At 60.3% G+C, this 26,540-nt stretch carries 27 protein-coding genes; 12 read left to right on the forward strand and 15 right to left on the reverse strand.

The window, feature by feature from the left end; all coding sequences use genetic code 11:
• Nucleotides 1-2: 2 nt before the first annotated feature.
• The 7 genes from U367_RS0115495 to U367_RS0115525 all read right to left on the reverse strand — a co-directional run bounded on the left by U367_RS0115495 (nt 3) and on the right by U367_RS0115525 (nt 7,577).
• Nucleotides 3-848 carry a carbohydrate ABC transporter permease gene (locus U367_RS0115495; RefSeq protein ID WP_016975397.1) on the reverse strand — a complete coding sequence of 282 codons (846 nt, stop codon included), beginning with the start codon at nt 846-848 and terminating at the stop codon, nt 3-5.
• Nucleotides 841-1,749 carry a carbohydrate ABC transporter permease gene (locus U367_RS0115500; RefSeq protein WP_028617701.1) on the reverse strand — a complete coding sequence of 303 codons (909 nt, stop codon included), beginning with the start codon at nt 1,747-1,749 and terminating at the stop codon, nt 841-843. Before U367_RS0115500 ends, U367_RS0115495 begins: the two co-directional genes overlap by 8 nt.
• 158 nt (nt 1,750-1,907) lie before the next feature.
• On the reverse strand, nt 1,908-3,194 hold the full coding sequence (locus tag U367_RS0115505) for an ABC transporter substrate-binding protein (protein ID WP_028617702.1): 1,287 nt from the start codon (nt 3,192-3,194) through the stop codon (nt 1,908-1,910).
• 104 nt (nt 3,195-3,298) lie between these two features.
• Nucleotides 3,299-4,558: a D-mannose isomerase gene (locus tag U367_RS0115510; RefSeq protein WP_028617703.1), complete on the reverse strand. Its 1,260-nt coding sequence runs from the start codon at nt 4,556-4,558 to the stop codon at nt 3,299-3,301.
• A gap of 114 nt (nt 4,559-4,672) precedes the next feature.
• Nucleotides 4,673-5,518 carry a hypothetical protein gene (locus U367_RS0115515; RefSeq protein ID WP_028617704.1) on the reverse strand — a complete coding sequence of 282 codons (846 nt, stop codon included), beginning with the start codon at nt 5,516-5,518 and terminating at the stop codon, nt 4,673-4,675.
• A 114-nt stretch (nt 5,519-5,632) separates the two neighbouring features.
• Nucleotides 5,633-6,631 carry an NAD-dependent epimerase/dehydratase family protein gene (locus U367_RS0115520; RefSeq protein ID WP_028617705.1) on the reverse strand — a complete coding sequence of 333 codons (999 nt, stop codon included), beginning with the start codon at nt 6,629-6,631 and terminating at the stop codon, nt 5,633-5,635.
• Between the two features lie 52 nt (nt 6,632-6,683).
• The gene (locus U367_RS0115525; RefSeq protein WP_016975403.1) at nt 6,684-7,577 is read right to left on the reverse strand and encodes a LysR family transcriptional regulator ArgP; all 894 of its coding nucleotides are present in this window, start codon (nt 7,575-7,577) and stop codon (nt 6,684-6,686) included.
• A 98-nt stretch (nt 7,578-7,675) separates the two neighbouring features.
• Here U367_RS0115525 and U367_RS0115530 point away from each other — a divergent pair, with 98 nt between their 5' ends.
• From U367_RS0115530 to U367_RS0115560, 7 genes are all read left to right on the forward strand, one after another.
• Nucleotides 7,676-8,077: an ACT domain-containing protein gene (locus U367_RS0115530; protein ID WP_028617706.1), complete on the forward strand. Its 402-nt coding sequence runs from the start codon at nt 7,676-7,678 to the stop codon at nt 8,075-8,077.
• A gap of 5 nt (nt 8,078-8,082) precedes the next feature.
• Entirely contained in the window at nt 8,083-8,682 is a 600-nt protein-coding gene (locus U367_RS0115535) for a LysE/ArgO family amino acid transporter (RefSeq protein WP_028617707.1), read from the forward strand.
• A gap of 178 nt (nt 8,683-8,860) precedes the next feature.
• Entirely contained in the window at nt 8,861-9,457 is a 597-nt protein-coding gene (locus U367_RS0115540) for a superoxide dismutase (RefSeq protein WP_003175739.1), read from the forward strand.
• Nucleotides 9,458-9,587: 130 nt separating this feature from the next.
• Nucleotides 9,588-9,803, forward strand: coding sequence for a hypothetical protein (locus U367_RS0115545; protein WP_028617708.1), 216 nt, complete (start codon nt 9,588-9,590; stop codon nt 9,801-9,803).
• Nucleotides 9,804-9,964: 161 nt separating this feature from the next.
• Nucleotides 9,965-12,016, forward strand: coding sequence for a putative bifunctional diguanylate cyclase/phosphodiesterase (locus U367_RS0115550; protein ID WP_028617709.1), 2,052 nt, complete (start codon nt 9,965-9,967; stop codon nt 12,014-12,016).
• Nucleotides 12,017-12,143: 127 nt separating this feature from the next.
• Nucleotides 12,144-13,487, forward strand: a complete 1,344-nt coding sequence (locus tag U367_RS0115555; protein ID WP_028617710.1) for an imelysin family protein — start codon at nt 12,144-12,146, stop codon at nt 13,485-13,487.
• 259 nt (nt 13,488-13,746) lie between these two features.
• Entirely contained in the window at nt 13,747-15,201 is a 1,455-nt protein-coding gene (locus U367_RS0115560) for a TrkH family potassium uptake protein (protein WP_028617711.1), read from the forward strand.
• Here the strand turns inward: U367_RS0115560 and U367_RS0115565 are convergent.
• Nucleotides 15,158-16,216, reverse strand: coding sequence for an AraC family transcriptional regulator (locus U367_RS0115565; RefSeq protein ID WP_028617712.1), 1,059 nt, complete (start codon nt 16,214-16,216; stop codon nt 15,158-15,160). The genes U367_RS0115560 and U367_RS0115565 overlap by 44 nt on opposite strands.
• A gap of 161 nt (nt 16,217-16,377) precedes the next feature.
• Between U367_RS0115565 and U367_RS0115570 the strand changes: the two genes are divergently transcribed.
• From U367_RS0115570 to U367_RS0115580, 3 genes are all read left to right on the forward strand, one after another.
• On the forward strand, nt 16,378-16,689 hold the full coding sequence (locus tag U367_RS0115570; RefSeq protein WP_016975413.1) for a DUF962 domain-containing protein: 312 nt from the start codon (nt 16,378-16,380) through the stop codon (nt 16,687-16,689).
• A 350-nt stretch (nt 16,690-17,039) separates the two neighbouring features.
• On the forward strand, nt 17,040-17,222 hold the full coding sequence (locus tag U367_RS0115575; RefSeq protein WP_028617713.1) for a hypothetical protein: 183 nt from the start codon (nt 17,040-17,042) through the stop codon (nt 17,220-17,222).
• A 104-nt stretch (nt 17,223-17,326) separates the two neighbouring features.
• Nucleotides 17,327-18,523 carry an MFS transporter gene (locus U367_RS0115580; protein ID WP_028617714.1) on the forward strand — a complete coding sequence of 399 codons (1,197 nt, stop codon included), beginning with the start codon at nt 17,327-17,329 and terminating at the stop codon, nt 18,521-18,523.
• Here the strand turns inward: U367_RS0115580 and arfB are convergent.
• The 3 genes from arfB to U367_RS0115595 form a co-directional block, all read right to left on the reverse strand.
• Nucleotides 18,520-18,933, reverse strand: a complete 414-nt coding sequence (gene arfB, locus U367_RS0115585) for an alternative ribosome rescue aminoacyl-tRNA hydrolase ArfB (protein ID WP_016975416.1) — start codon at nt 18,931-18,933, stop codon at nt 18,520-18,522. The genes U367_RS0115580 and arfB overlap by 4 nt on opposite strands.
• 12 nt (nt 18,934-18,945) lie before the next feature.
• A complete protein-coding gene (locus U367_RS0115590) occupies nt 18,946-19,629 on the reverse strand; it encodes a pentapeptide repeat-containing protein (protein ID WP_028617715.1) in 684 nt (227 codons plus the stop codon).
• Between the two features lie 100 nt (nt 19,630-19,729).
• Nucleotides 19,730-21,151 (reverse strand): amino acid permease, encoded by a 1,422-nt coding sequence (locus tag U367_RS0115595; protein WP_028617716.1) that lies wholly within the window; start codon nt 21,149-21,151, stop codon nt 19,730-19,732.
• 638 nt (nt 21,152-21,789) lie between these two features.
• On the opposite strand from U367_RS0115595, the gene U367_RS1000000132075 reads away from it, so the two are divergent.
• Nucleotides 21,790-21,927 carry a hypothetical protein gene (locus U367_RS1000000132075; protein ID WP_003175756.1) on the forward strand — a complete coding sequence of 46 codons (138 nt, stop codon included), beginning with the start codon at nt 21,790-21,792 and terminating at the stop codon, nt 21,925-21,927.
• Nucleotides 21,928-22,000: 73 nt separating this feature from the next.
• Nucleotides 22,001-22,960, forward strand: a complete 960-nt coding sequence (locus U367_RS0115605; protein WP_028617717.1) for a M29 family metallopeptidase — start codon at nt 22,001-22,003, stop codon at nt 22,958-22,960.
• 193 nt (nt 22,961-23,153) lie between these two features.
• On the opposite strand, the gene rluB is transcribed toward U367_RS0115605, so the two are convergent.
• The 4 genes from rluB to U367_RS0115625 form a co-directional block, all read right to left on the reverse strand.
• Nucleotides 23,154-24,365 carry a 23S rRNA pseudouridine(2605) synthase RluB gene (rluB, locus tag U367_RS0115610; protein ID WP_025858414.1) on the reverse strand — a complete coding sequence of 404 codons (1,212 nt, stop codon included), beginning with the start codon at nt 24,363-24,365 and terminating at the stop codon, nt 23,154-23,156.
• Between the two features lie 144 nt (nt 24,366-24,509).
• Nucleotides 24,510-24,701 carry a DUF1289 domain-containing protein gene (locus U367_RS0115615; protein ID WP_028617718.1) on the reverse strand — a complete coding sequence of 64 codons (192 nt, stop codon included), beginning with the start codon at nt 24,699-24,701 and terminating at the stop codon, nt 24,510-24,512.
• A 129-nt stretch (nt 24,702-24,830) separates the two neighbouring features.
• A complete protein-coding gene (scpB, locus tag U367_RS0115620) occupies nt 24,831-25,763 on the reverse strand; it encodes an SMC-Scp complex subunit ScpB (RefSeq protein WP_028617719.1) in 933 nt (310 codons plus the stop codon).
• A gap of 12 nt (nt 25,764-25,775) precedes the next feature.
• A complete protein-coding gene (locus tag U367_RS0115625; RefSeq protein ID WP_171905498.1) occupies nt 25,776-26,534 on the reverse strand; it encodes a segregation and condensation protein A in 759 nt (252 codons plus the stop codon).
• Nucleotides 26,535-26,540 lie beyond the last annotated feature (6 nt).

Consider the following 26,540-nt stretch of genomic DNA (forward strand, 5'->3'; position numbering starts at 1 on the left):
GATTACCCCTTGACCGCGCCGGCCGTGAGGCCGCGCACGAAATACTTGCCTGCGATCACATAGACCAGCAGGGTCGGCAGCCCGGCGATCATCGCCGCCGCCATATCCACGTTATATTCCTTGGCCCCGGTGCTGGTGTTGACCAGGTTGTTCAGCGCCACCGTGATGGGCTGGGAGTCGCCGCTGGAGAACACCACACCGAACAGGAAGTCGTTCCAGATCTGGGTGAACTGCCAGATCAGGCAGACCATGATGATCGGGGTCGACATCGGCAGAATGATCTGACGGAAGATGGTGAAGAAACCCGCACCGTCCAGGCGCGCGGCCTTGATCAGCGCATCCGGAATGCTCACGTAGTAGTTACGGAAGAACAGCGTGGTAAACGCCAGGCCGTAGACCACGTGCACAAACACCAGGCCAGTGGTGGTGCTGGCCAGACCCATTTTGCCGAGGGTGAACGACGCCGGCAGCAGCACGGTCTGGAACGGCAGGAAGCAGCCGAACAACAGCAGGCCGAAGAACAGTTGCGAGCCTTTGAAGCGCCAGAACGACAGCACATAACCGTTCAATGCACCGATGGCGGTGGAGATCAGTACGGCTGGAACGGTGATCTTGATCGAGTTCCAGAAGTAGCCGTCCACAGTGGCCCAGGCCTTGACCCAGCCAATGCCGGTAACCACGGTCGGCCAGCTCAGCAGGTTGCCGGAGCTGATATCTTCCGGGGTCTTGAAGCTGGTGAGCAGCATCACCACCAGCGGCACCAGGTACAGCAGCACGGCAAGAATCAGCACCGCGTAGATCGCGATGCGACTCAGGCTGATAGGTGATTTGGAGGCGAGACTAGTCATTACGTTTGGTCCTCAGCTCGGAGTAGAGGTAAGGCACGATGATCGCGAGGATCGCACCGAGCATCAGGATGGCACTGGCCGAACCCATGCCCATCTGGCCACGGCTGAAGGTGAACGAGTACATGAACATCGCCGGCAGGTCGGACGAGTAGCCGGGGCCGCCAGCCGTCATCGCCGCCACCAGGTCGAAGCTCTTGATCGCAATGTGCGCCAGGATCATCACCGCACTGAAGAACACCGGACGCAGGCTTGGCAGCACCACGCTCCAGTAGATGCGCGGCAGGCTCGCACCGTCGATCTGCGCGGCACGCACGATCGATTGATCGACACCGCGCAGGCCCGCGAGGAACATCGCCATGATGAAGCCGGAGGCTTGCCAGACAGCGGCGATCACCAGGCAGTAGACCACGCGGTCCGGGTCGATCAGCCAGTCGAGACGAAAGCCTTCCCAGCCCCAGTCACGCAGGAGTTTGTCCAGGCCCATGCCCGGGTTGAGCAGCCATTTCCAGGCCGTACCGGTGACGATCATCGAGAGCGCCATCGGGTACAGGTAAATGGTGCGGATAAAGCCTTCGCGACGGATCTTCTGGTCGAGGAAGATCGCCAGGGTCACGCCGATAACCAGCGTGATGCCGATGAACATCCCGCCAAACACGGCCAGGTTCTTGCTCGCTACCCACCAGCGGTCGTTGTCGAACAACCGCGCGTATTGCGCAAGGCCCGCCCATTTGTAGCTTGGCAGGAACGTGGAATTGGTGAACGAGAGTACAAACGTCCACAGGATGTAGCCGTAGAAGCCCACCAACACGATGAACATGCTGGGCGCCAGCACCAGTTTGGGTAGCCAGCGCTGCAGTGCATCGAACGGCGAGGCTTTGCTGAACACAGCAACAGAACTCATGGGAAAATCCAGTACAGGGAAAAAGGACTAGCAGATGAACCGTCCCCTGTAGGAGCGAGCTTGCTCGCGAAGGACTTCAACGATAACGCGTGCATACAGGATGAACGCGGTGATCTTGAGTTTTTCGCGAGCAAGCTCGCTCCTACAGATGGGTTGTGTTACTTGGCTGACTTGATCGCAGCGCCAAGTTTCTTGGCGGTGTCGGCCGGGTCGGCTTTCGGGTCGTTGATGTAGTTGGTCACGACATCAAAGAACGCACCTTGCACAGCCAGGGTAGTGGCCATGTTGTGCGCCATGCTTGGCTGCAGGCCGCCGGTCTTGGCGTCTGCCAGGAAGTCCTTGGCAGCGGTCTGGGCGCAGGAGTCGAAGCCGTAGGAATCCATTTTGTTCAGCATGTCGTTGCGAACAGGGATCGAACCCTTGTTGATGCTGAACACTTTCTGGAAGTTCTCACCCAGCACGACTTTGGCAATGTCCTGCTGACCAGCCGCAGTGCCTTTGTCTTTCTGCTTGAACACCGCCAGGGAGTCGATGTTGTAGGTGAAGGCTTTGTCGGTGCCTGGGAAGGCTACGCACTCGTAGTCCTTGCCGGCGACTTTCTTGGCGGCGGTCCATTCGGACTTGGCCCAGTCACCCATGATCTGCATACCGGCCTTGCCGTTGATGACCTTGCCCGCTTCGAGGTTCCAGTCCTGACCTTTACCGTCGACGTCCATGTAGGTCGCGACTTTCTTCAGTTCGGTCAGCGACTTGACCATTTCCGGACCGGTCAGCGCAGCGTTATCCAGATCAACCAGAGCTTTCTTGTAGCCATCGGCACCCATCACAGACAGAACGACCGCTTCGAACACGGTGCTGTCCTGCCAAGGCTGACCACCGTGGGCGAGCGGAATGAAGCCCGCGGCTTTCAGCTTGTCGCCGGCTGCGTAGAATTCTTCGAGGGTGGTCGGGTTCTTGGTGATACCGGCTTTCTTGAAGACTTCCGGGTTGATCCACAGCCAGTTCACGCGGTGGATGTTGACCGGTACGGCGACGTAGTCACCGTCGTACTTCACGGTATCGGAGACTTTCTTGTCGAGCAGGGAGTCCCACTTCTCTTCTTTGGCGACGTCTTTGAGCACGTCTGTGTCGAGCAGGCCAGTGGACGCCCATTCCTGAATGTCGGGGCCTTTGATCTGGGCAACACCTGGCGGGTTACCGGCGACCGCGCGGCTTTTCAGCACGGTCATGGCGGTGGCGCCACCGCCACCTGCGACGGCGCCGTCTTTCCAGACGAAGCCATCTTTCTCAACTTGGGCCTTCAGGACATCTACGGCCGCCTTCTCACCGCCCGAGGTCCACCAATGCACAACTTCAACCGTACCTTTCGAGTCGGCGGCAAATGCAGAGAGAGGAAACAACGAGGCAATGGAAATAGCGACGGCGAGGCGATTAATCGCGTTCATCTGAGTACCTTTTCTTGTTGTTATGCATGCAAGTCTTAGGCTTGCGCTGCACGGAGTTTAAACATGGATTTTTCAGGCGCAGGTAACAAAGGGATGCACAAATGTCACCATCTGGTGACATAGCGCCCAGCACCGATGGCACTGGCCATGCTTGGCGCCAGCGGCAGCGCAGGCAGCAATACCGCTTGCCAGGCATGGTACAGGTCCGGCTTGCCACCCCAGATGTTGCTGCTGGGTTGATTGTGTGGACTGAGTTCGTGGTGCCAACTGCCGTGGACACGGTCGATGAAGTGGGTTTCGCAAAACTCCCAGAAACGCCGGTACCAGGTTTCGTAATGCAACTCGGCCGTACGTTTGAGCAGGGCCTGGGCAGCGGCGCTGGCTTCAGCGTGGGTCCAATGCAGACGTTCACGCACCACCGGGCGCTGGTTCCAGTCGAGGGTGTAGACAATGCCGGGGGCGCCATCCACGGACCAGGCGTATTCGCACGCGCTGGCGAACAGGCCCTTGGCATCGGTCACCAGCCACTCGGGCGTGGCGAGCCCGGCTTGCAGGCGCGCGGCCTCCAGGTGCAGCACCAGCCGCGCCCACTCAAAACCGTGGCCGGGGGTGATGCCGTAGGGGCGAAAGCCGTCGGCGGGGTTGTCTTCGTTGTAACCGAGCAAAGGTTGCCAGTGCGTGTCGAAATGTTCGATCACCATGAACTGGTTGCCGGCGGCGTGGGTGTGGATCACGCGCTCGACAATACGCAGCGCGCGGTCCAGCCAGCGTGTATCGCCGGTGACATCGGCCAGCGCGAGGAAGGCTTCGGTGGCGTGCATGTTGCTGTTGGCGCCGCGATAGGCTTCGATGCCGCTCCAGTCCTGGGCGAACGATTCGAGCATCACGCCTTCCTCTTCGCTCCAGAAAAACTGGTCGATGATATGGATGGCGTCGGTCAGAAGGGTGTGTGCACCCGGCGCACCAGCCACTACCGCCGAGCTGGCGGCCAGGGCAACAAACGCGTGCAGGTAAGCGGCCTTGCCACGGTTGCCATCAAGGGCGTAGGCCGTGGCGAACCAGCCACCGTGTTCACTGTCACGCAGTGGTCCACTGAGGGCTGCAACGCCATGTGCAACCAGCTCGGCATACCCCGGCATGCCCAGGGCGTGAGCCATGGCAAAGCTGTGAGTCATGCGGGCAGTGTTCATGGTTTCGGCGTGGGCATCGGCCGGTAACTGGCCTTTGTCGTCCAGGTTGCCAAAGCCGTCGGGCAGTCGGGACGGCTTGGCAAACGCCAGCAGGCGCTGACCTTCGGCCGCGAGCCAAGCGTGATGGGCAGGCGCGTTCAGCCAACTGCTGGCAGGCAGTGGTTGCGTGGTCATGGTTAGCCCTTATTGTTTTTTGTGGGATGACCGGAGTCTAAACAAGGGCGAGGTGGCGGCAAGTAACGAAGGGGATGGGAAATGTCACCAAGTGGTGACATTTCCATCGCCGCGTTATTGGCCGAGAGGGGTGATCTTCGCCGGCGCGTTAAGTTGCTGGTTCAGGTTCTGCACCTGGCTTTGCAAGGTCGTGATGTTGCGCGTGGTCTGGATGCGGAACACGTCGAACTCTTTATTGGTCGGAGCATCGCTGTTGGCCGGCTGGTTCTCCTGGGCGCTCTTGAGCACCACAAGGTCCTGCTCTATACGTGCAATGGCGGCACTCGGGTTGCCCTGTTTCTTCAAGGCGGCCACGTCAGCGGAAAGCTCTTTGATTTCACTATCACGCTTGCCGACATCACCTTGCGACGCTTTAAGTGTCGCCACGGCGTCGGTCAGCGCCTGGACCTGGCCCTGCAGCTTGCTGTTGGCATTGGACAGGTCGGTGGTGCTGGCGGTCATTTGCGCCAGACGCTTATCCAACTCGGTGGCTTGCCCGGCCACGCCGACTTGCTGCTTGCCCTGCTCCAGCAACTGGTTTTCAAGCTGCTTGATCTGCAGTTTCAGCGCCTCACTGCCATTGTTGACGCTGGCCTCACTGGCCACCACCTTGCCGGAAATGTCCTGCAGGCGCCCCGCCGCTTCCTCGCTGATGCGCGCGAAGCTTTCCTGGGTGGCCACCAACTGCTGGCCCATCAGGGAGATCTGCTGGAAGCTCCACCAGGCCAGGCCCGCAAAGGCGATCAGCAGCGCGCCGATCAAGGCCCACAATGGCCCGGTGCTGGCGCTCTTGACCTTGACCACCTTGGTGTTGCGCGAGCGCACCGAGGTGGCTGGGGTGGATTCGAAATCATCGTCATCCCCGACATCGGCCCGCAGGCTGGGAACGTTGTCGAAGTCGTCTTTAGCATCGTTGCGCATGTATCAACCCTGAATCGGTGAAGTGGCGAGCGACGGGAGTATAAACCGCGTTCCCGGCGCACTGATCGACTCGGAACGCCGGATTCGGTTCCCGAAGTGTTGCCGCTTGTGTGCTTACTTGCCCCCCGGATCCTGGGCTTTCCACCAACTGCAGAACTCGTCCAGGGCAGTCCACAGGCTGACCTTGGGCTCGTAGTCCAGATAATGCCTGGCGCGGCTGATGTCGAGGGTGAAATCTTTGTTCATCACTTGCATGCCCAGGCGCGACAGCGACGGCTCCGGACGCCCGGGCCACATCGCGCAAAACGCCTCGTTGAGCGCCGCCACGCTGTAGGACAAAGCGTAGGACCGATACCGCGTCACCTGCGGCATCTCCATTTTACGCATCACGTAGTTCACCACATCCCACACCGGCACCGGCGCACCGTTGCTGATGTTGTAGGCCCTGCCCAGTGCCGAGCCCGGCGCGAGCAAACTGCTGAGCAAGGCTTCGTTGAGGTTGTGCACGCTGGTGAAATCGACCTTGTTCAGGCCGTTGCCGACGATGGCCAGGCGGTTCTTGCGCTGCATGTTCAACAGGCGCGGGAAGATGCTCATGTCGCCGGCGCCCGTGACGAATCGCGGACGCAGGGCAATCACTTCGAGGCCGAATTCCTGGGCACCGAACACCTTTTGCTCGGCCAGGTATTTGGTGGCGGCATAAGGGTGCTTGAAGCGCTTGGGCACTTGCTCTTCGGTCAGGCCCAGGTGGTCGCGGCCGTCAAAGTAGATGGAGGGCGATGACAAATGCACCAAACGCCCGACGTGCTGCTTGAGGCAGGCTTCGACGACGTTCTCGGTGACCAGCACGTTGCCTTGATGAAAATCCTGATACTTGCCCCATAGGCCGACGGCGCCAGCGCAATGCACCACGGCTTCAACGTCACGGCACAGGTCGCGTACCAGGTCGGCGTCATTCAGATCACCCTGGATAAACTCGGCGCCGCGCCTGACCAGGTGCTCCACACCTTCGGCACGTCGCCCGTTGACCCGCACGTCCAGGCCCTGCTCCAGGGCGAAACGCGCAAAGCGTCCGCCAATGAAGCCGCTTGCGCCGGTGACCAGAATCTTCATGTATTACCCCATGTTCTTTCGTTTTTCATCGCTGTTGCCTTGACGCGCGCCATCACTCCAACGGCACCAACCATTGACCACAGGCCTGGGCCAGATGATCGGTCAACAAGCCCAACAGTTGCCCGCCACTGCGCCAATGATGCCAGTACAACGGCACATCGATGGGCTTATCTGGCAATAACTCGACCAATATGCCCTTTTCCAACTGGTCGCGAACCTGCAATTCCGGCACCAGCCCCCACCCCAGGCCCGCCTCCGTCAAGCGGATGAAGCCTTCGGACGATGGGCATAAATGATGCTCGAAACCGCCGTCCACGCCGAGGGATGCCAGGTAGCGGTGCTGCAGGAAATCATCCGGCCCGAACACCAATGCCGGGGTGCGCGCCAGTTGATCCGCCCGTACGCCCTGGGGAAAGTGCCGGGCGATAAAGGCCGGACTGGCCAGCGCGCGATAGCGCATGGCACCCAGCAACAGGCTGCGCGCGCCCGCCACCGGACGCTCGCTGGCGCAGATACAAGCCGCTACTTCACCCGCGCGCATGCGTTTGAGACCGACGGTCTGGTCTTCCACGACCAAATCCAGCAGCAGATGCTGCTCAGCGCAAAACCCACTGACGGCCTCGGCCCACCACGTGGCGAGGCTGTCGGCGTTCAACGCGATGCGCAGGCGTTCGGGCATGCCCTCTTCATCCAGCGCTGGCACCTGGCTTTGCAGGTCACGCTCCAGCAGGCGCACCTGTTGCACATGATTGAGCAGGCGCCGGCCGATATCGGTGGGCGTCGGCGGTGTGGCCCGCACCAATACCGGCTGGCCAATGCGCGCCTCCAGCAACTTGATGCGCTGGGAGATTGCCGACTGCGACAGTCCCAGCACTTGTGCGGCGCGTTCGAAGCCGGCCTGTTCCACCACTGCCGCCAAGGCAGAGAGCAATTTATAGTCGAACATCAGTTTCTCTAATGAGCGATCAGCAATATTGGTTTTTCTTATACAGCCTGCACCCTGAGAATAGCCAGCATCGCTTCTCTCTTTATAAGGAACCTCCCATGGCTGGCGAAATCGCCCTGGCAACCCTGCTGCGCAGCATGAGCCCCCAGCTCAACGACGGCGACTACGTGTTCTGCACCGTGCCCGACAACCGCATCCCGGCTGGCTGCGAGGTGATCGGCAGCTTTCGCGAGCAGGAAGGCCTGACCCTGATCGTTGAACGTCAACAAGCGGAACAGGCCGGCCTGGCGTTTGACTACGTCGCCGCGTGGATCACCTTGAACGTGCATTCGGCCCTGGAAGCCGTAGGCCTCACCGCCGCTTTCGCCAGTGCGCTGGGCCAGGCCGGCATCAGTTGCAATGTAATTGCCGGCTATTACCACGACCACCTGTTCGTCGGGCGTGCCGATGCCGAGCGCGCCCTGCAGGTGTTGCGGCAACTGGCAGCAGACGCGGAGTAAATGCTATGTGGCAGAGTTATCTGAATGGTTTGCTGGTGGCGCTGGGCCTGATCATGGCCATCGGCACTCAGAATGCCTTTGTGCTGGCGCAAAGCCTGCGCCGCGAACATCACCTGCCCGTCGCCGCGCTATGCGTGGTGTGTGATGCCTTGCTGGTCGCCGCAGGGGTGTTCGGCCTGGCTACGGTGCTGGCGCAAAGCCCGGTGCTGCTGGCGGTGGCACGTTGGGGCGGCGCGGCATTCCTGATCTGGTACGGCGCCTGCGCACTGCGTCGGGCGTTTTCGAAACAAAGCCTGGACCAAGGCGACAATCTCAAGGTGCGCTCACTGCGCGCGGTGCTGCTGAGCGCACTGGCCGTGACCTTGCTCAACCCGCACGTGTACCTGGACACCGTGTTGCTGATCGGCTCACTCGGCGCCCAACAGACCGAGCCCGGCGCCTACGTGGCCGGTGCCGCCAGCGCGTCGTTCCTGTGGTTCGCCACCCTGGCACTCGGCGCAGCGTGGCTGGCCCCCTGGCTGGCACGCCCGGCCACGTGGCGTTTGCTCGACCTGTTGGTGGCCGCGATGATGTTCAGCGTGGCCTATCAACTGATCACCGCCTGAGGAATATTCCAAAACGCTCTGGAACCTCTATCCCACACAGTTGTTGCGTGGTTTTGCCGCACCCCCGGTGCTATGATCCGGACCCTGCGCCGCAAAGAGTACAAACTCCCCGGCGCTTGTTTGGCCGCCCGTGATCGGCCTTGCGCTCACCGCAACTGACCTGATTAGGAGAATCATCATGGCTTTCGAATTGCCGCCGCTGCCCTACGCACACGATGCCCTGCAGCCGCACATCTCCAAGGAAACCTTGGAATATCACCACGACAAGCATCACAACACCTACGTCGTGAACCTGAACAACTTGGTGCCAGGCACCGAGTTCGAAGGCAAGACCCTGGAAGAGATCGTCAAATCCTCTTCGGGCGGCATCTTCAACAACGCCGCTCAGGTCTGGAACCACACTTTCTACTGGAACTGCCTGGCGCCAAACGCCGGCGGCCAACCAACCGGCGCATTGGCTGAAGCTATCAACGCCGCGTTCGGTTCGTTCGACAAGTTCAAGGAAGAGTTCACCAAAACCTCCGTCGGCACCTTCGGTTCCGGTTGGGGCTGGCTGGTGAAAAAGGCTGACGGTTCCCTGGCACTGGCCAGCACCATCGGCGCCGGCAACCCGCTGACCAACGGCGACACCCCGCTGCTGACCTGCGACGTGTGGGAACATGCCTACTACATCGACTACCGCAACGTGCGTCCAAAGTATGTGGAAGCGTTCTGGAACCTGGTCAACTGGAAGTTCGTGGCTGAGCAGTTCGAAGGCAAGACCTTCACTGCCTAAGCACTGCTTGCAGTAAAAAAGAGCCCGGCGAATGCCGGGCTTTTTCATGCGCCATGGAACCGAGTGACAAGCCTTGGCCACGCAGTCTCTGGAGAGGAATCAGCCTTTCTTATCTGTCGGAGAAATCACCATGACCATTGGCGCACTCGCAGCTCTGCCTATCGTTGGCGACCTCGTCAAAACCGCTGGCGACATCACCAAGTCCCTCGCACCGCTGGCCCAACCCTTTGCTGACGTCGCAGCCAAGGCTTTGGGCAAGATGCTTGACCAGACTTTCGAACCCACCCAGAAATCAGTGGATTTTTCGAACACACAGGAAATCGGAAAACGCACGCTGACGTTCTAAACGACCCGTCGCTGCGGCCTCGTAACGGGCAGGCGGACAGCAATCCGCCTCGCCTCCCGCTTCAAACCCGGTTTTACCCCAATGTTCCTTTGACTGCCCTCACCAGATTGCCAATACTCATGGCATATTGAGGCTACCCGCATGGAACAAGGAATGACCCTTTGAAGCTGGAACTCAAGAACAGCTTGTCGGTGAAGTTGCTACGGGTTGTGCTGCTGTCGGCATTGATCGTGGGCGTAGCGCTGAGCGTGGCGCAGATCGTTTTCGATGCCTACAAGACGCGCCAGGCCGTGGCCGGCGATGCCCAGCGCATCCTCGACATGTTTCGCGACCCCTCGACCCAGGCCGTCTACAGCCTGGACCGCGAGATGGGCATGCAAGTGATTGAGGGCCTGTTCCAGGATGACGCCGTGCGCATGGCGTCCATCGGCCATCCCAACGAGACCATGCTGGCCGAAAAAAGCCGCGCCCTGCAGCAATCGTCCAGCCGTTGGTTGACCGATCTGATACTCGGCCAGGAACGCACATTCACCACCGCTTTGGTCGGCAAAGGCCCCTACAGCGAGTATTACGGCGACCTGAGCATCACCCTTGACACGGCCACCTACGGCAAGGGGTTTATTGTCAGTTCGGTGATCATCTTTATTTCCGGGGTGTTGCGCGCGCTGGCGATGGGGCTGGTGCTGTACCTGGTCTACCACTGGCTGCTGACCAAGCCGCTGTCACGGATCATCGAGCACCTGACCTCCATCAACCCCGACCGGCCCAGCGAACACAAGATCCCGCAGCTCAAGGGCCACGAGCGCAACGAACTGGGGTTGTGGATCAATACTGCCAATCAGTTGCTTGAATCCATCGAACGCAATACCCATCTGCGCCATGAAGCTGAAAGCAGCCTGCTGCGCATGGCGCAGTACGATTTCCTGACTGGCCTGCCGAACCGCCAAAAGCTACAGGAGCAGTTGGACAAGATCCTTATCGACGCCGGCCGCCGCCAGCGCCGTGTGGCTGTGCTGTGTGTGGGGCTGGACGACTTCAAAAGTGTCAACGAGCAGTTCACCTACCAGGCTGGCGACAAACTGCTATTGGCGTTGGCTGACCGCTTGCGCGCCCACAGCGGTCGCCTTGGCGCACTGGCCCGATTGGGCGGCGACCAGTTCGCGCTGGTGCAGGCCGATATCGACCAGCCCTACGAGGCCGCCGAACTGGCGCAAAGCATCCTCGATGACCTGGAAGCGGAATTCGCTCTCGACCACGAAGGCATCCGCCTGCGCGCCACGATCGGTATCACCCTGTTCCCGGAAGACGGCGACAGCACCGAAAAGCTGCTGCAGAAAGCCGAGCAGACCATGACCCTCGCCAAGACCCGCTCGCGCAATCGCTATCAGTTCTATATCGCCAGCGTTGACAGCGAAATGCGCCGTCGCCGTGAGCTGGAAAAAGACCTGCGCGACGCCCTCAGCCGCGACCAGTTCCACCTGGTGTACCAGCCGCAGATCAGCTACCGCGATCATCATGTGGTCGGCGTGGAAGCGCTGATCCGCTGGCAGCACCCGGAACACGGCCTGGTGCCGCCGGATCTGTTTATCCCCTTGGCCGAGCAGAACGGCACTATCATCCCGATTGGCGAATGGGTGCTGGACCAGGCCTGCCGACAGCTACGCGAATGGCACGACCTGGGTTTCACCGAGCTGCGCATGGCGGTCAACCTGTCCACCGTGCAGTTACACCACACCGAGTTGCCGCGGGTGGTCAACAACCTGATGCAGATCTACCGCCTGCCACCGCGCAGCCTGGAACTGGAAGTCACCGAGACCGGCCTGATGGAAGACATCAGCACCGCCGCTCAGCACCTGCTGAGCCTGCGCCGTTCCGGAGCATTGATTGCGATTGATGACTTCGGCACCGGCTACTCATCCCTCAGCTATCTAAAAAGCCTACCTCTGGACAAGATCAAGATCGACAAGAGCTTCGTGCAGGACCTGCTGGATGATGATGACGACGCCACCATCGTGCGGGCGATCATCCAACTGGGCAAAAGCCTGGGCATGCAAGTGATCGCCGAAGGCGTGGAAACCGCCGAGCAGGAGGCCTATATCATCTCCGAAGGCTGCCATGAAGGTCAGGGTTACCACTACAGCAAACCCTTGCCGGCGCGAGAGCTGGCGGCGTTCTTGAAGCAGTCGGAGCGCAACAACGCCGCAATTCTTTGACCCGGTAAACCGATACTGAATATTTCCCGCGTTTAACCCTTTACACAAAATGCAAATCTTTCGCATTATGTCGCAGTTTTTGCGCTCCCCCGCGCGCCCCCTCAACAACCGAAGCAGGATGTTCGCCATGATTCGTATGCCCCTGGCCACCGCCAGTCTGCTGGCCATTGCCATTTCTCTCGCCGGTTGCGGCGAAGGTAAAGACAAGGCCGCAGCGCCCCAGGCGCCGACCCCGGCTGCCAGCACTACCGCTCCAGCGGCTGCCACGCCTGCCGGCCAGGTCGACGAAGCCGCCGCCAAGGCCGTGGTCGCGCATTACGCTGACATGGTGTTCGCGGTCTACAGCGATGCCGAGTCCACCGCGAAAACCCTGCAAACCGCGATCGACGCATTCCTTGCCAAGCCGAACGACGAAACCCTGAAAGCCGCGCGCACCGCCTGGATCGCCGCTCGCGTTCCTTACCTGCAGAGCGAAGTGTTCCGCTTCGGCAACACCATCATCGACGACTGGGAAGGCCAGGTGAACGCATGGCCGCTGGACGAAGGCCTGATCGACTACGTCGACAAGTCCTACGAACACGCCTTGGGTAACCCAGGTGCTACCGCTAACATCATCGCCAACAACGAAATCCAGGTCGGCGAAGACAAGGTCGACGTGAAAGACATCACCCCGGAAAAACTCGCCAGCCTCAACGAGCTGGGCGGTTCCGAGGCCAACGTCGCCACCGGCTACCACGCTATCGAATTCCTGCTCTGGGGCCAGGACCTGAACGGCACCGGCCCAGGTGCCGGCAACCGTCCTGCGTCGGACTACCTGACCGGCGACGGCGCCACCGGCGGCCACAACGAGCGTCGCCGCGCCTACCTGAGCGCTGTGACCCAACTGCTGGTCAGTGACCTGGAAGAAATGGTCGGCAACTGGAAACCCAACGTCGAAGACAACTACCGCGCCACCCTGGAGGCAGAACCTGCCACCGACGGCCTGCGCAAAATGCTGTTCGGCATGGGCAGCCTGTCCCTGGGCGAACTGGCCGGTGAGCGCATGAAGGTTTCCCTGGAAGCCAACTCGCCGGAAGACGAGCAGGACTGCTTCAGCGACAACACCCACAACTCGCATTTCTACGACGCCAAGGGTATCCGCAACGTCTATTTGGGCGAGTACACCCGCGTCGACGGCACCAAAATGACCGGCGCCAGCCTGTCATCCCTGGTGGCCAAGGCCGACCCGGCTGCCGATACCGCATTGAAAGCGGACCTGGCAGCGACTGAAGCGAAGATCCAAGTCATGGTTGACCACGCCAACAAGGGTGAGCACTACGACCAATTGATCGCTGCTGGTAACGATGCTGGCAATCAGATCGTCCGTGACGCCATCGCGGCACTGGTCAAGCAGACCGGTTCGATCGAAGCCGCTGCGGGCAAGCTGGGCATCAGCGACCTGAACCCGGACAGCGCTGATCACGAGTTCTGATCAGTACGCAATTAAATGAGGCGACCTTCGGGTCGCCTTTTTTGTGCGCGGATGTCGACAATCAATCAGACACAACACAATCCATGTGGGAGCGGGCTTGCTCGCGAATGCGGTCTATCAGATACAAATTCTTCAACTGACACGCCGCCTTCGCGAGCAAGCCCGCTCCCACATTAGACTCACATCGCTTCCAAGCCCCGGTTTACAAGACCTGCACCGCAGGTAGAATGGCGCCACCTCAAACATCCGAGCGAATTTCATGGCGTTGCCGACCCTGCGCATCATCGGTTTCATCATCGGCATCTTCCTGATCACCCTTGCGATCGCGATGGTTGTGCCCATGGCAACCCTGGTGATCTTCGAACGCACCAGCGACCTGCCCTCGTTCCTGTGGGCCAGCATGATCACTTTTATCGCTGGCCTGGCCCTGGTGATTCCCGGTCGTCCCGAGCATGTGCACTTGCGCCCGCGGGACATGTACCTGCTGACCGTTACAAGCTGGGTGGTGGTGTGCATATTCGCCGCGCTGCCCTTTTTGCTGACCCAGCACATCAGCTACACCGACTCGTTTTTCGAAAGCATGTCCGGCATCACCGCCACTGGCTCCACGGTGCTGAGCGGCCTGGATGCCATGTCGCCGGGCATCCTGATGTGGCGTTCACTGCTGCACTGGCTGGGCGGTATCGGCTTTATCGGCATGGCAGTAGCGATCCTGCCGCTGCTGCGCATCGGTGGCATGCGCCTGTTCCAGACCGAATCCTCGGACCGCTCGGAAAAGGTCATGCCCCGCTCGCACATGGTGGCGCGGCTGATCGTAGCGGCCTACGTGGGTATTACCATTCTCGGCAGCCTGGCGTTCTGGTGGGCTGGGATGGGCTTGTTCGATGCGATCAACCACGCGATGTCGGCGATTTCCACCGGTGGGTTCTCCACCTCTGATGAATCCCTGGCGCACTGGAAACAACCGGCGGTGCACTGGGTGGCGGTGGTGGTGATGATCCTCGGCAGTTTGCCGTTCACTTTGTACGTGGCCACATTGCGCGGCAACCGCCGAGCGCTGATCAAGGACCAGCAGGTACAAGGCCTGCTCGGTTTGTTGATCGTGACCTGGCTGGTGCTCGGCACCTGGTACTGGTGGACCACCAACCTGCACTGGCTGGACGCACTGCGTCATGTGGCGCTGAACGTCACGTCGGTGGTGACGACTACAGGTTTTGCACTGGGCGACTACAGCCTGTGGGGCAACTTCTCACTGATGCTGTTCTTCTACCTGGGCTTTATCGGCGGCTGCTCGGGCTCCACGGCGGGCGGGATCAAGATCTTCCGGTTCCAGGTCGCCTATATCCTGCTTAAAGCCAACTTGAACCAGCTGATTCACCCACGTGCGGTGATCAAGCAGAAGTACAACGGCCACCGTCTTGACGAAGAAATCGTACGCTCGATCCTGACCTTTTCGTTCTTCTTCGCCATCACCATCTGCGCCATTGCCCTGGCCTTGTCGCTGCTGGGCCTGGACTGGATGACTGCCTTGACCGGTGCCGCGAGTACTGTCTCGGGCGTAGGCCCGGGCCTGGGCGAAACCATTGGCCCGGCGGGTAATTTCGCCAGCCTGCCGGATGCGGCGAAGTGGATCCTGTCGCTGGGCATGTTGCTCGGCCGGCTGGAGATCATTACGGTCTTTGTTCTGTGCATTCCGGCGTTTTGGCGCCACTGACGCCTGACACTTCCAGCAACCGCGCCCGGTATTCGCCGGGCGTGGCATCAAACCAGCGTCGAAATGCGCGGAAGAAGTTGCTTGGGTCAGCAAAGCCCAGCAGGTAGGCAATTTCCAGCAGGGTCATGCTGGGCTGCGCCAGGTATTGCTCGGCCAGTTCACGGCGGGTGTCATCGAGCAGGGTCTGGAAGCTGGTGCCCTCCTCCTGCAAGCGCCGCTGCAAGGTGCGCTGGGACAAGTGCAGCGTCTGGGCTACCACTTCACGCTTGGGCTCGCCCTGGGGCAACAGGCGGCACAACACCTGCCGCGCCTTGTGGGTCACGCGGCTTTCCGAGAAACGCGCCAGGTATTCACCGGCAAATCGATCATGCAGCAGGGCCATGGCCTCATTGGCCGTGGGCAGCGGCGCGTCCATGTCGGCCTGTTCGAAAATCAGCGCGTCATAGGGCGCGTTGAATTCCAGCGGCGCGTGGAAAGCTTGTTTATAGGGTGCCAGGTCCGCCGGTTGCTCACCTTGCAGCACCACTTTTCGAGGCTGCAGCGTGCGACCAGTCAGCCAGCCACACAGGGCCAAGGCACTGGCCAGCGAAGCTTCGGCACTTTGCCGGGTGGGTGGCAGGTGGTCACCGTGTACCGTCAGAATCAGCGCATAACCTTCGGGGACCAATCTGAAACTCAGGTCGGCGCTTTCAGCGATGATCCGCTGGTAGCGCACCAGGCGCATGAAGCCTTCGGCCAGGGTATTGCTGGACATCAACGCATAACCGGCCACATGAAATGACGCCGGGCGCACCACTTTGCCCATGTTCAGGCCGATCGCCGGGTTGCCCGACAGCTCCACCGCCCGCTGCCACAGGCGGGTCATGGAATCCTGCGGGAACCGTGCATCGGGGTCGCTCAGGGCGGCGTAGTCGAGGCCGAGCTGCTTGAACAAGGCGCGGCAATCCAGGCCGTCCATTTCCAATGCCTTGACTATCCCCATCGCCCAGCTTGCAGAAGTTGTTCGTTCGCTCATGGCGTCTTCTTAATAAAGCAGGCTCAAACGGCAGCCAGGAAGCCAAGGATACTAAAGTGGCATCTATTGTCACTGGCTGTTACCACTGATCACTCTAGACTCAAATAAGCTCCCCGCCGAACATCTGTTGGGCGGTACAACAATCAAAAGGGCCGGTCACCGTGGAAAACGTCAAGCGATTCAACAGCTTTGCTGAGTTCTACCCGTATTACCTGAGCGAACACGCCAACAGCACGTGCCGGCGCCTGCACTTTATCGGCACCACGCTGGTGATCGGCATTTTGGCGTATGCCATTGGCAGAGGTTCGCTTCTCCTGTTGATCGCCTTGCCGATTGCCGGTTACAGCTTTGCCTGGATCGGCCACTTCTTCTTCGAAAAGAACCGCCCAGCGACCTTTCAACACCCGTTCTACAGCCTGCTGGGGGATTTCGTGATGTACCGCGACATGATCCTGGGCAAGGTACCCTTCTAGCCAAACGACCGTTTAAACGATGAAAGTTCATCCATCTGCCGACATTAAAATCTTTTTGTCATTTGCAGTGCTGTATCCTGCCAAGGCTTTTTGAGAGCGCGGAATCACCTGCGATTGAAAAAACAGACCTTGCGAGGAGCGACGACGATGCACGAGATACCTAATCTCCCCTTCCCAAGCCTGCACCCTACAGAGCAGCCAACACCGCAGCAGGCCAGTGACAAACAGCCTGAGGCCAAAGAAGCAAAACCAGTCGACAGCGAAAGCCAGGACTGACGCCGTACCAGACCGTGTGGAAAGCGCAACATTGAGCGCTTTCCACACTGCCTGAATCAATCGAGACGCCCGCCATGACCGATACCCTCCCCGACAACCCGGACACCGCCTTACTCGACGCTGCCTTGCAGATGGTCGAGATCTGGAACCGCCTCAGCGCCGACAAACAAGCACTGCTGCTCAAGCGTTTCGGCACCCAGGAAAACGCACTGGCCGCCCTGGTCACCACCCAATTGCTCGCCCCTACCCAAGCCTGACGTCTTTCTGAGCTGAGGTTTTTGCGTTTTACCGCCCTGCGCGAGCCAAACCACCGGTATCATTAGCAGCCTATCTTTACCTGCCGCGACAGTGGACCTCTCCCATGCCCGATACCCAGCGCCCCATGGCGGTCACGCTGCAAGTTGTTTCCATCGTGTTGTTCACCTTCATTGGCTACCTGAACATCGGCATTCCCCTCGCCGTATTGCCAGGCTATGTCCACAGTGAACTGGGCTACGGCGCGGTGATTGCCGGCCTGGTGATCAGCGTGCAATACCTGGCCACCCTGCTGAGCCGCCCGTATGCGGGCAAAATCATCGATAACCTGGGCAGTAAGCGCGCCGTGCTGATCGGCCTGGTGGGCTGTGGCCTGAGCGGTGTGTTCATGCTGTTCGCGGCGTGGTTCTCAAGCCTGCCGGCCTTGAGCCTGGGCAGCTTGTTAATCGGCCGCCTGGTCCTTGGCAGCGCGGAAAGCCTGGTGGGCTCGGGCGCCATCGGTTGGGGCATCGGCCGGGTCGGTGCGCAGAACACCGCCAAGGTGATTTCCTGGAACGGTATCGCCAGCTACGGCGCGCTGGCCGTCGGCGCACCACTGGGCGTGTTGCTGGTGAGGCATTTCGGACTGTGGAGCATGGGGGTCAGCATTATCCTGCTGGCCATCGTCGGCCTGCTGCTGGCCTGGAACAAAGTCGCTGCACCGATTGTTGCCGGCGTACGCCTGCCCTTCATGAATGTGCTGGGCCGCGTATTGCCCCACGGTTGCGCCTTGGCGCTGGGTTCCATCGGCTTTGGCACCATCGCCACCTTCATCACCTTGTATTACACCACCCAGCATTGGGATAACGCGGTGTGGGCCCTGAGCCTGTTCGGCGCCAGCTTTATCGGTGCGCGGTTGTTGTTCGGCAACCTGATCAACCGGATCGGCGGTTTTCGCGTGGCGATTGCCTGCTTGTCAGTGGAGATCCTCGGCCTGCTGTTGCTGTGGCTGGCACCGGACGCAAACCTGGCCCTGGCCGGCGCGGCGTTGAGTGGGTTCGGCTTTTCCCTGGTGTTTCCGGCCTTGGGCGTCGAAGCCGTCAACCTGGTGCCAGCCTCCAGCCGCGGCTCGGCGGTGGGCGCCTACTCGCTGTTTATCGATCTTTCACTGGGCATCACCGGACCACTCGCCGGGGCTGTCGCAGCCGGCTTCGGCTTTGCGTCGATCTTCCTGTTCGCCGCGCTTGCCGCCCTCGGTGGTCTGTTGCTGAGCGTGTACCTGTACCGCCAGGCACCCAAGGCCCGTGAGGCGCGTGGCGACTAGAAGTCGACCTTGCCGCGCCCGGCCTTGATACTGCCGCGCTTGGTCTTGGATTCGAGGCGGCGCTTTTTCGACCCCAGGGTCGGCTTGGTCGGGCGGCGTTTCTTCTCCACCTTGGTGGCGCTGAGGATCAATTCCACCAGACGCTCCAACGCATCCGCGCGGTTCTGCTCCTGGGTCCGGTATTGCTGGGCCTTGAGCACCAGCACGCCCTCGCTGGTGATACGACTGTCGCGCAGCGCCAGCAAGCGCTCCTTATAGAACTCCGGCAGCGACGACGCCGGGATGTCAAAACGCAGGTGCACCGCACTCGACACCTTGTTGACGTTCTGCCCACCCGCACCCTGGGCGCGAATGGCGGTCAGCTCAATCTCGGCGTCGGGCAGGTGGACGTTGTTGGAAATCACCAGCATCTTTCAAAAACCTTAAGCAACGGACAAGCCCAACTCAGAAAGCAGCATCGACGCCTGGGCTTTGGAAATCACGGCGCCTTTGAACAGTTTGGCATCATTGAGGCGAAACCCGCTCAAATCCGCACCCCGCAGGTCAGCACCGGCGAAGTTGGCGCCGTTGATGCGGGCGTGGGCCAGGCTGCAATCGATCAGTTCCGCCTTGCGGAAGTCAGCATCCGACAAATCGCTGTCGGAGAAATCCAGGTTATTCAGCACGGTGCGTGCAAACGACAGCCCGGACAGAAAGGCACTGTTGAGCCGGGTTTCGCTGAAACTCAGGCCCAGGGAGGCGCAATGGGTGAAGTTGGCGCCGGTCAACTTGCAGTGTACAAAACTCGCCTGGGACAGCTTGCTGCGCTGCCACCGGGTGTTGTTCAGGTCACAACTGTGGAACTGCGCTTCGAGCAGGTTGGCCGCTTCGAAAATGGCGAGGCTGGCGCGGCAGCTTTTCCATTGGGTGTCTTCCAGGCGCGAACCGAGAAAGGAGGTCTGGACCAGGATGCAGCGTTCGAACACCCAGTGATCCAAGGCCATGCGTGACAGATCGGCGCCGCTCAAATCCACTCCGATCAGACGCAATGGGCCTTTGTGCTGGTCGATCAGACGTTCCAGCTCATCGCGCTGTAAGGCGCCGCCGTCGATGTCGGTGAGTTGCATGGGGTCTCCGGGCACGCTCGAAAAACGAGAGGCGATTCTAACCCGGCCACGCCCACAAAAAACCCGGCATGGCGCCGGGTCTTTGATTTGAAGAAAGGTCCTACTCCAGAACCGTCCCTGTTGTGCTCACCGCCGCTCGGGCCTTGCGCTTATTCTTGATCCCATAACAAACCGCCATAAACGCCACCCACACCGGGATCGCGTACACCGACACCTGGATCCCCGGAATCATCAGCATGATCACCAGGATAAATACCACGAACGCCAGGCATACATAGTTGCCGTACGGGTACCAGAGCGCCTTGAACAACGGCACCTGGCCGGTACGGTTCATGTGTTGGCGGAACTTGAAGTGCGAGAAGCTGATCATCGCCCAGTTGATCACCAATGTGGCCACCACCAGGGACATCAACAGTTCCAACGCGTGTTGCGGGATCAGGTAGTTCATCAACACGGCGACCAGGGTAATCGCCGCCGACGCGAGGATGGAACGCACTGGCACACCGCGCTTGTCGATCTTCGCCAGGGCCTTGGGCGCGTCGCCCTGCTCGGCCATGCCCAGCAGCATACGGCTGTTGCAGTAGGTGCCACTGTTGTACACCGACAGCGCCGCCGTCAGGACCACGAAGTTGAGGATATGCGCAGCGGTGTTGCTGCCCAGCATCGAGAACACTTGCACGAACGGGCTGCCGCTGTAGGCATCACCGGAGGCGTTGAGGGTGGTCAACAGGCTGTCCCATGGGGTCAGCGACAGCAGCACGACCAGAGCACCGATGTAGAAGATCAGGATGCGGTAGATCACCTGGTTGATCGCTTTTGGGATCACCGTGCGTGGCTGGTCCGCTTCAGCGGCGGTAAAGCCGAGCATTTCCAGGCCGCCGAAGGAGAACATGATGATCGCCATGGCCATCACCAGCCCGCCGACGCCATGGGGGAAGAACCCGCCGTGTTCCCACAGGTTGGTCACCGAGGCCTGTGGCCCGCCGCTGCCGCTGACCAGCAGATAGCTGCCCAGGGCGATCATACCGACGATGGCCACCACCTTGATGATGGCGAACCAGAACTCTGCCTCACCGAAAACCTTGACGTTGGCCAGGTTGATCAGGTTGATCAGCACGAAGAAGGCTGCGGCCGAGACCCAGGTCGGAATCTCCGGCCACCAGTAGTGCACGTACTTGCCGACAGCCGTCAGCTCCGACATGCCCACCAGAATGTACAGGATCCAGCAGTTCCAGCCCGACAGGAAGCCGGCGAAACCGCCCCAGTATTTGTGGGCAAAGTGGCTGAAGGAACCGGCGACCGGCTCTTCGACGATCATTTCGCCGAGCTGGCGCATGATCATGAAGGCAATGAAGCCACAAATGGCATAGCCCAGGATCATCGACGGGCCGGCGGATTTGAGCACCCCGGCCGAGCCGAGGAACAAGCCGGTGCCGATGGCGCCACCCAGGGCGATCAACTGGATATGCCGGTTTTTCAGGCCGCGTTTTAGCTCGCCTGAAGAGGAAGGGGAAACACTCATGAAAAGGCTCTCACGCAAGGTTTGATGATGTTGAATGCAGGTTGCTGCCTTGAATTACCGACTCAAGCAGCGCCGCTCAAACCCCAGCGCAGGCACCAGGAGTACAGCATCTTTCTAACGGTCATGCGTCACCTGTTTGTTTTTATCTGTGACGAAATCGAACCCGTCCGGCTCGTGGCCAGGCGGAGTGATCAGGGCGGGTACACCCCGAGGTCTTGGCCTTTTGCGTGGTTACGCAAGGGGGTCACAGTAAAACGCGGCGGATTGTACACCGCTCGCCAGCTTGAGGGCGCCCTCGAAAGAAGCGTGCGACGATCTGTCAGGTAATCCTTACAGGGCTGGATCGACCAATAATGTCGCCATTTACTCGTAAATTAATCGTTACAGCACGGAAAATTAACGTTACAGCCATGATCTCGATAAAAATTGGCGGTAGGAAATTTCCGAAAGATTAGTCGCGCCAGTTCCCTGTATTTATTCAAGAAATAGCCCGCTCAAAAAAACAGAACAAAAAATCCAAATGAAACCGTGTCAATAAAAATTTTGCATTTTGAAACACTCTCTCCTAGGTTCTTCCCACTTGCCAGCGAAGTCCGTTGGCAAGCCGTTCTCAAACAACGTCCTCTAGGAGATACACCATGCAAGCACTGGAAAACGACCTGGAAACCGAACTGCAACTCGACGATTGGTTTGAAGCGCCGACCCATGAGGCCGCCGTTGAAATGATGCAAGCCGATGCCGTTGTGCCCTTCGGCACCGCGATGTGGCCATTCTAAAAACCGGCAGGCATTCGGCAGGTGCCGTGCACGGCACCTGCCCCCTTACCCAAGGCACAGAAGGAAGTACGTCATGGACAAGGCCCGCGCCGTCGAACACTTTCTCTACTACCTCGCGCACCATCCGGCCCTCAATGGCCTGAGTAGCCCCACCGTGCTGCTGGGCCATACCGAGCGCTACGACGCCATCGCCCAGGCGATCACCCACAGCAGCGCCGCCCGCTTCAACTTCCAGGTGCAGCGCCTGGAACTGGCCGCCAGCGACACCCTGGCCGAAGCCATTGAAGCCTGCGACCTGTACCTGTTTCTCTACGATTCCTCGACCTTGCCCAACCCAAGCGCCGAAGGCCCGGACTTTATCCGCGCCCTGCAAGGCGTGATGGCTGAGCACTGGAAAAAGTCCCTGCTGTTCAAGGATTACGGCGACTACTTCTACGACACCTTCAGCGTCGAGCCCCAGCGCATTGCTGACCTCAATGCCACGCTGATCCGGCGCATGTCCCAGGCCACGGTGTTGAGCTTTACCGACAAGCACGGCTCACGCCTGGAAGCGCCGATGAGCAGCATCAAGAAGTGGACCAATATCAACGGCATCGGCAACCACGACCTGGCCCCCGGCGAGATCGCCACCCACAGCGAGGCCATCAATGGCCAGGTGCGGTTTGTCGGCACCTTTCTCAGCACCATCCCGTTCGCACGCAAATATGGCGTGCTGGCGTCACCGCTGGAGCTGTGGATCGAGAACTCGACCATCTGCAGCGTGGCCAGTGACGTGCCGGGGCTGGCGGACGACTTCAATAAGTACCTGAACGCCAACCCGTCGAACCGGCGTGTGGAAGAACTGGGGATTGGCACCAATGAAGGCGTGAAGGACCTGTATGCGCGCAATGCCGGGTTTGAGGAGCGCCATTGTGGGTTGCACCTGGGCCTGGGGGGCGGGCAGAAAGGCAGCCATCACCTGGATTTGATCTTTGCCAGCGGGGTATTGGCGCTCGACGACAAGCCGGTGTTTGATGGCACCTTCGCGTTTTAGAAGCACATCAGGATGACGAGGCCCCCTGTGGGAGCCGGGCTTGCCCGCGATGGCGGTGGATCAGTTGGCATATTTACCCAATGACCCACCGCCATCGCAGGCAAGCCAGCTGCCACAATTGAATGCATTTCAAATCCAGATCCAAAAAAAACGCCAACCCGAGGGTTGGCGTTTTTGTGCAGCGTTTAGCGTATCACTGCGGCTTCTTGCGACCAAAACCCGGACGCTGACCCGAACCGGCCGGGGCGCCACGGCGCTTGCCCGATGGCTCGTCCGCGACCAATTTCGGGCCAGGGCGCTTGTTCGCCGCCGGCTTGGCTGGACGCTTGGTGCTGGCGTTGTCCGCTGGGCGATCGGCTTCACCCCGATTGCTGCGACCACCCGACGGAGCAGGACGCGGCGCACGTGGCGCACGCTCACCTTCCTGGCGCGACGGCGCGGTTGGACGACGCTCACCTTCAATCTGCGGTTCACGGGAAATACGACCGCCGGTCGCCGGTGCATTCAGCGCAGGGCGCAGGGTGCGGGCAACCCGTTCGGTGCGAGCCACAGGGCGCGACGATTTACGCTGCATACGCTCAAGCTTGTCTTTGCTCTTGGCGTTCATCTGCGGCATAGCGACGGGCGTCAGGCCGACTTCGGCGCTGAGAATGTCGACTTCGTACTGGCTCATTTCGCGCCAGCGGCCCATCGGCAGATCGGAGTTGAGGAACACCGGACCGAAACGCACGCGCTTCAGGCGGCTAACCACCAGGCCCTGGGATTCCCACAGGCGACGTACTTCACGGTTACGGCCTTCCATTACCACGCAGTGGTACCAGTGGTTGAAACCTTCACCACCAGGCGCTTGCTTGATGTCGGTGAACTTGGCCGGGCCGTCTTCCAGCACCACGCCAGCCTTCAGGCGCTCGATCATCTCATCATCGACTTCACCACGTACACGCACGGCGTACTCGCGGTCCATCTCGTAGGACGGGTGCATCAGGCGGTTGGCCAGCTCACCGTCAGTGGTGAACATCAGCAAGCCGGTGGTGTTGATGTCCAGACGACCGATGTTGATCCAACGGCCTTCCTTCGGCTTAGGCATCTTGTCGAACACGGTCGGACGGCCTTCCGGGTCGTCACGGGTGCAGATCTCACCATCGGGCTTGTTGTACATGATCACGCGGCGCACCGATTCGGCGGCCTCTTCACGCTTGATGACCTTGCCATCGATGGTGATTGCATCGTGCAGGTCGACGCGCTGGCCGAGGGTGGCCTCGACGCCGTTGACCTTGATGCGCTTCTGGGTGATCCAGGCTTCGACGTCGCGGCGCGAGCCCACGCCGATACGCGCCAGCACCTTTTGCAGTTTTTCGCCTGCTGGGCCGATTTCCTGGCTGTCGTTCTGGTCTTTGTCGTTCATCTTAAGCACCTCCCGGTGGGTCGATTCAGGCGTGGCCTGAAGAGTGTTGAAAGCGGGGCTTTGGCCGAATAGCTCGGCAAAGGGTCGCGAATCATACGCGCAAGACGCGCGTTGCGCATCACAGACTAGTCGATAAGCGCCAAGTCATTTGCTTTTCCGCCGACCGGTGGCGCCCAGGGCCAGCAATCGCAGCTCGGCTTCGGCCAGGACGCTGCGCTTGTCGGCTTTGTCGAGTTTCTTCCAGGCGCGGATCTCACGCTTGCTGCGGCCACAGCCAACGCAGATGTCATCGCTGAATTTGCAGATGCTGATGCAGGGGTCTTTGGTGGAACTCATGTTTTGTACCTGACACTGGAGATCTAAATGTGGGAGCGGGCTTGCTCGCGAATGCGGTGGCTCAGTCAATGCATCTGCAAGCTGATACACCGCATTCGCGAGCAAGCCCGCTCCCACAGGTGTATCGCGTCAGTCTTCGAACTGGCGGCGCTCGGCTTCGATGGCTTCGGCCAGGGCCCGGGCTTCGTCTTCTTCGTCGCTCAAAGGCGGTTGTTCGAGAGCGGCGACGGCGGCGAGGAGTTTTGCGCGGGCCTCAGCAACGCCAAGGATGTCTTCCTCTGGCTCAGGTTCTGCTTCGACTTCAGGCTCAGCCTCAACGTTCGGTTGAGTTTCAGGTTCGGCGACGCCGTCACGCAGCAGGTCGTCGAAGTCAGTCTTGATGCCCTGCTCCATGTCGTCCAATTCCAGCAACAACGTATGAAAACTGGTCTCGTCCTTCGGCTCTTCCGGCTCGGCGCTGGCGTCGGCCAATTCCTGCAGGCTCGCGGGCACCGGGGCGTCGTCGAAGTCGAGCACCGGCTCGGCCTCCATCTCGCGCAGTTCGGCCAGCGGCGGCAGGTCGTCGAGGTTTTTCAGGTTGAAATGGTCGAGAAACACCTTGGTGGTGGCGAACATCGCCGGTTTGCCGGGCACGTCGCGGTAGCCGACGATGCGGATCCACTCGCGCTCCAGCAAGGTCTTGACGATATGGCTGTTGACCGCCACGCCCCGCACATCCTCGATCTCGCCCCGGGTGATCGGCTGGCGATAGGCGATCAGCGCCATGGTCTCCAGCATCGCCCGCGAATAACGTTGCGGACGCTCTTCCCACAAACGGCCGACCCAGGGGGAAAACTTCTCACGGATCTGCAGGCGGTAACCCGACGCCACTTCGCGTAATTCAAAGGCGCGGCCATCGCAGGACTTGCGCAGGATCTCCAGCGCCTTCTTGAACACCGGCGGCTCAGGGCGCTCGGCTTCTTCAAAGAGCTCGAACAGGCGTTCCAAAGATTGCGGTTTGCCAGAGGCCAGGAGAAACGCCTCCAGCAGCGGCGCCAGTTCGCGGGGTTCAGTCAGATTCATCGATTCAGCTCTTTATTCGGCTCGCGCCCGCACGTGGATAGCCGCAAAAGGCTCATTCTGGACCAGCTCGACCAACGATTCCTTGACCAATTCAAGGATCGCCATAAAGGTCACCACCACCCCCAGGCGCCCCTCTTCAGCGGTGAACAGCTCGACAAAGGGCACGAAACCGCCGCCCTTGAGGCGTTCCAGCACATCGCTCATGCGCTCGCGGGTCGACAACGCCTCGCGGCTGACCTGGTGGCTTTCAAACATATCGCCACGGCGCAGCACCTCGGCCATGGACATCAGCAATTCTTCCAGGCTCACGTCCGGCAGCAACTTGCGCGCGCGGGCTTCAGGCGCGTCGAGTTTCGGCACTACGACGTCGCGGCCCACGCGGCTCAAGCCGTCGATGCCTTCGGCGGCGGCCTTGAAGCGTTCGTACTCTTGCAGGCGGCGGATCAGTTCGGCGCGCGGGTCATCTTCTTCGGCTTCGACCGTCTCCGAGCGCGGCAGCAGCATGCGCGACTTGATCTCGGCGAGCATGGCGGCCATCACCAGATACTCGGCGGCCAGCTCCAGGCGCACCGATTGCATCAGCTCGACATAGCCCATGTACTGGCGGGTGATTTCCGCTACCGGGATGTCGAGGATGTTGATGTTCTGCTTGCGAATCAGGTAGAGCAGCAAGTCCAGCGGGCCTTCGAAGGCTTCAAGGAAGACTTCGAGGGCGTCCGGCGGAATGTACAGGTCCAGGGGCATTTCCATGACCGCCTGGCCATACACCATGGCAAA

This window comes from Pseudomonas canadensis (genome assembly GCF_000503215.1).
GTDB classification, from domain to species: domain Bacteria; phylum Pseudomonadota; class Gammaproteobacteria; order Pseudomonadales; family Pseudomonadaceae; genus Aquipseudomonas; species Aquipseudomonas canadensis.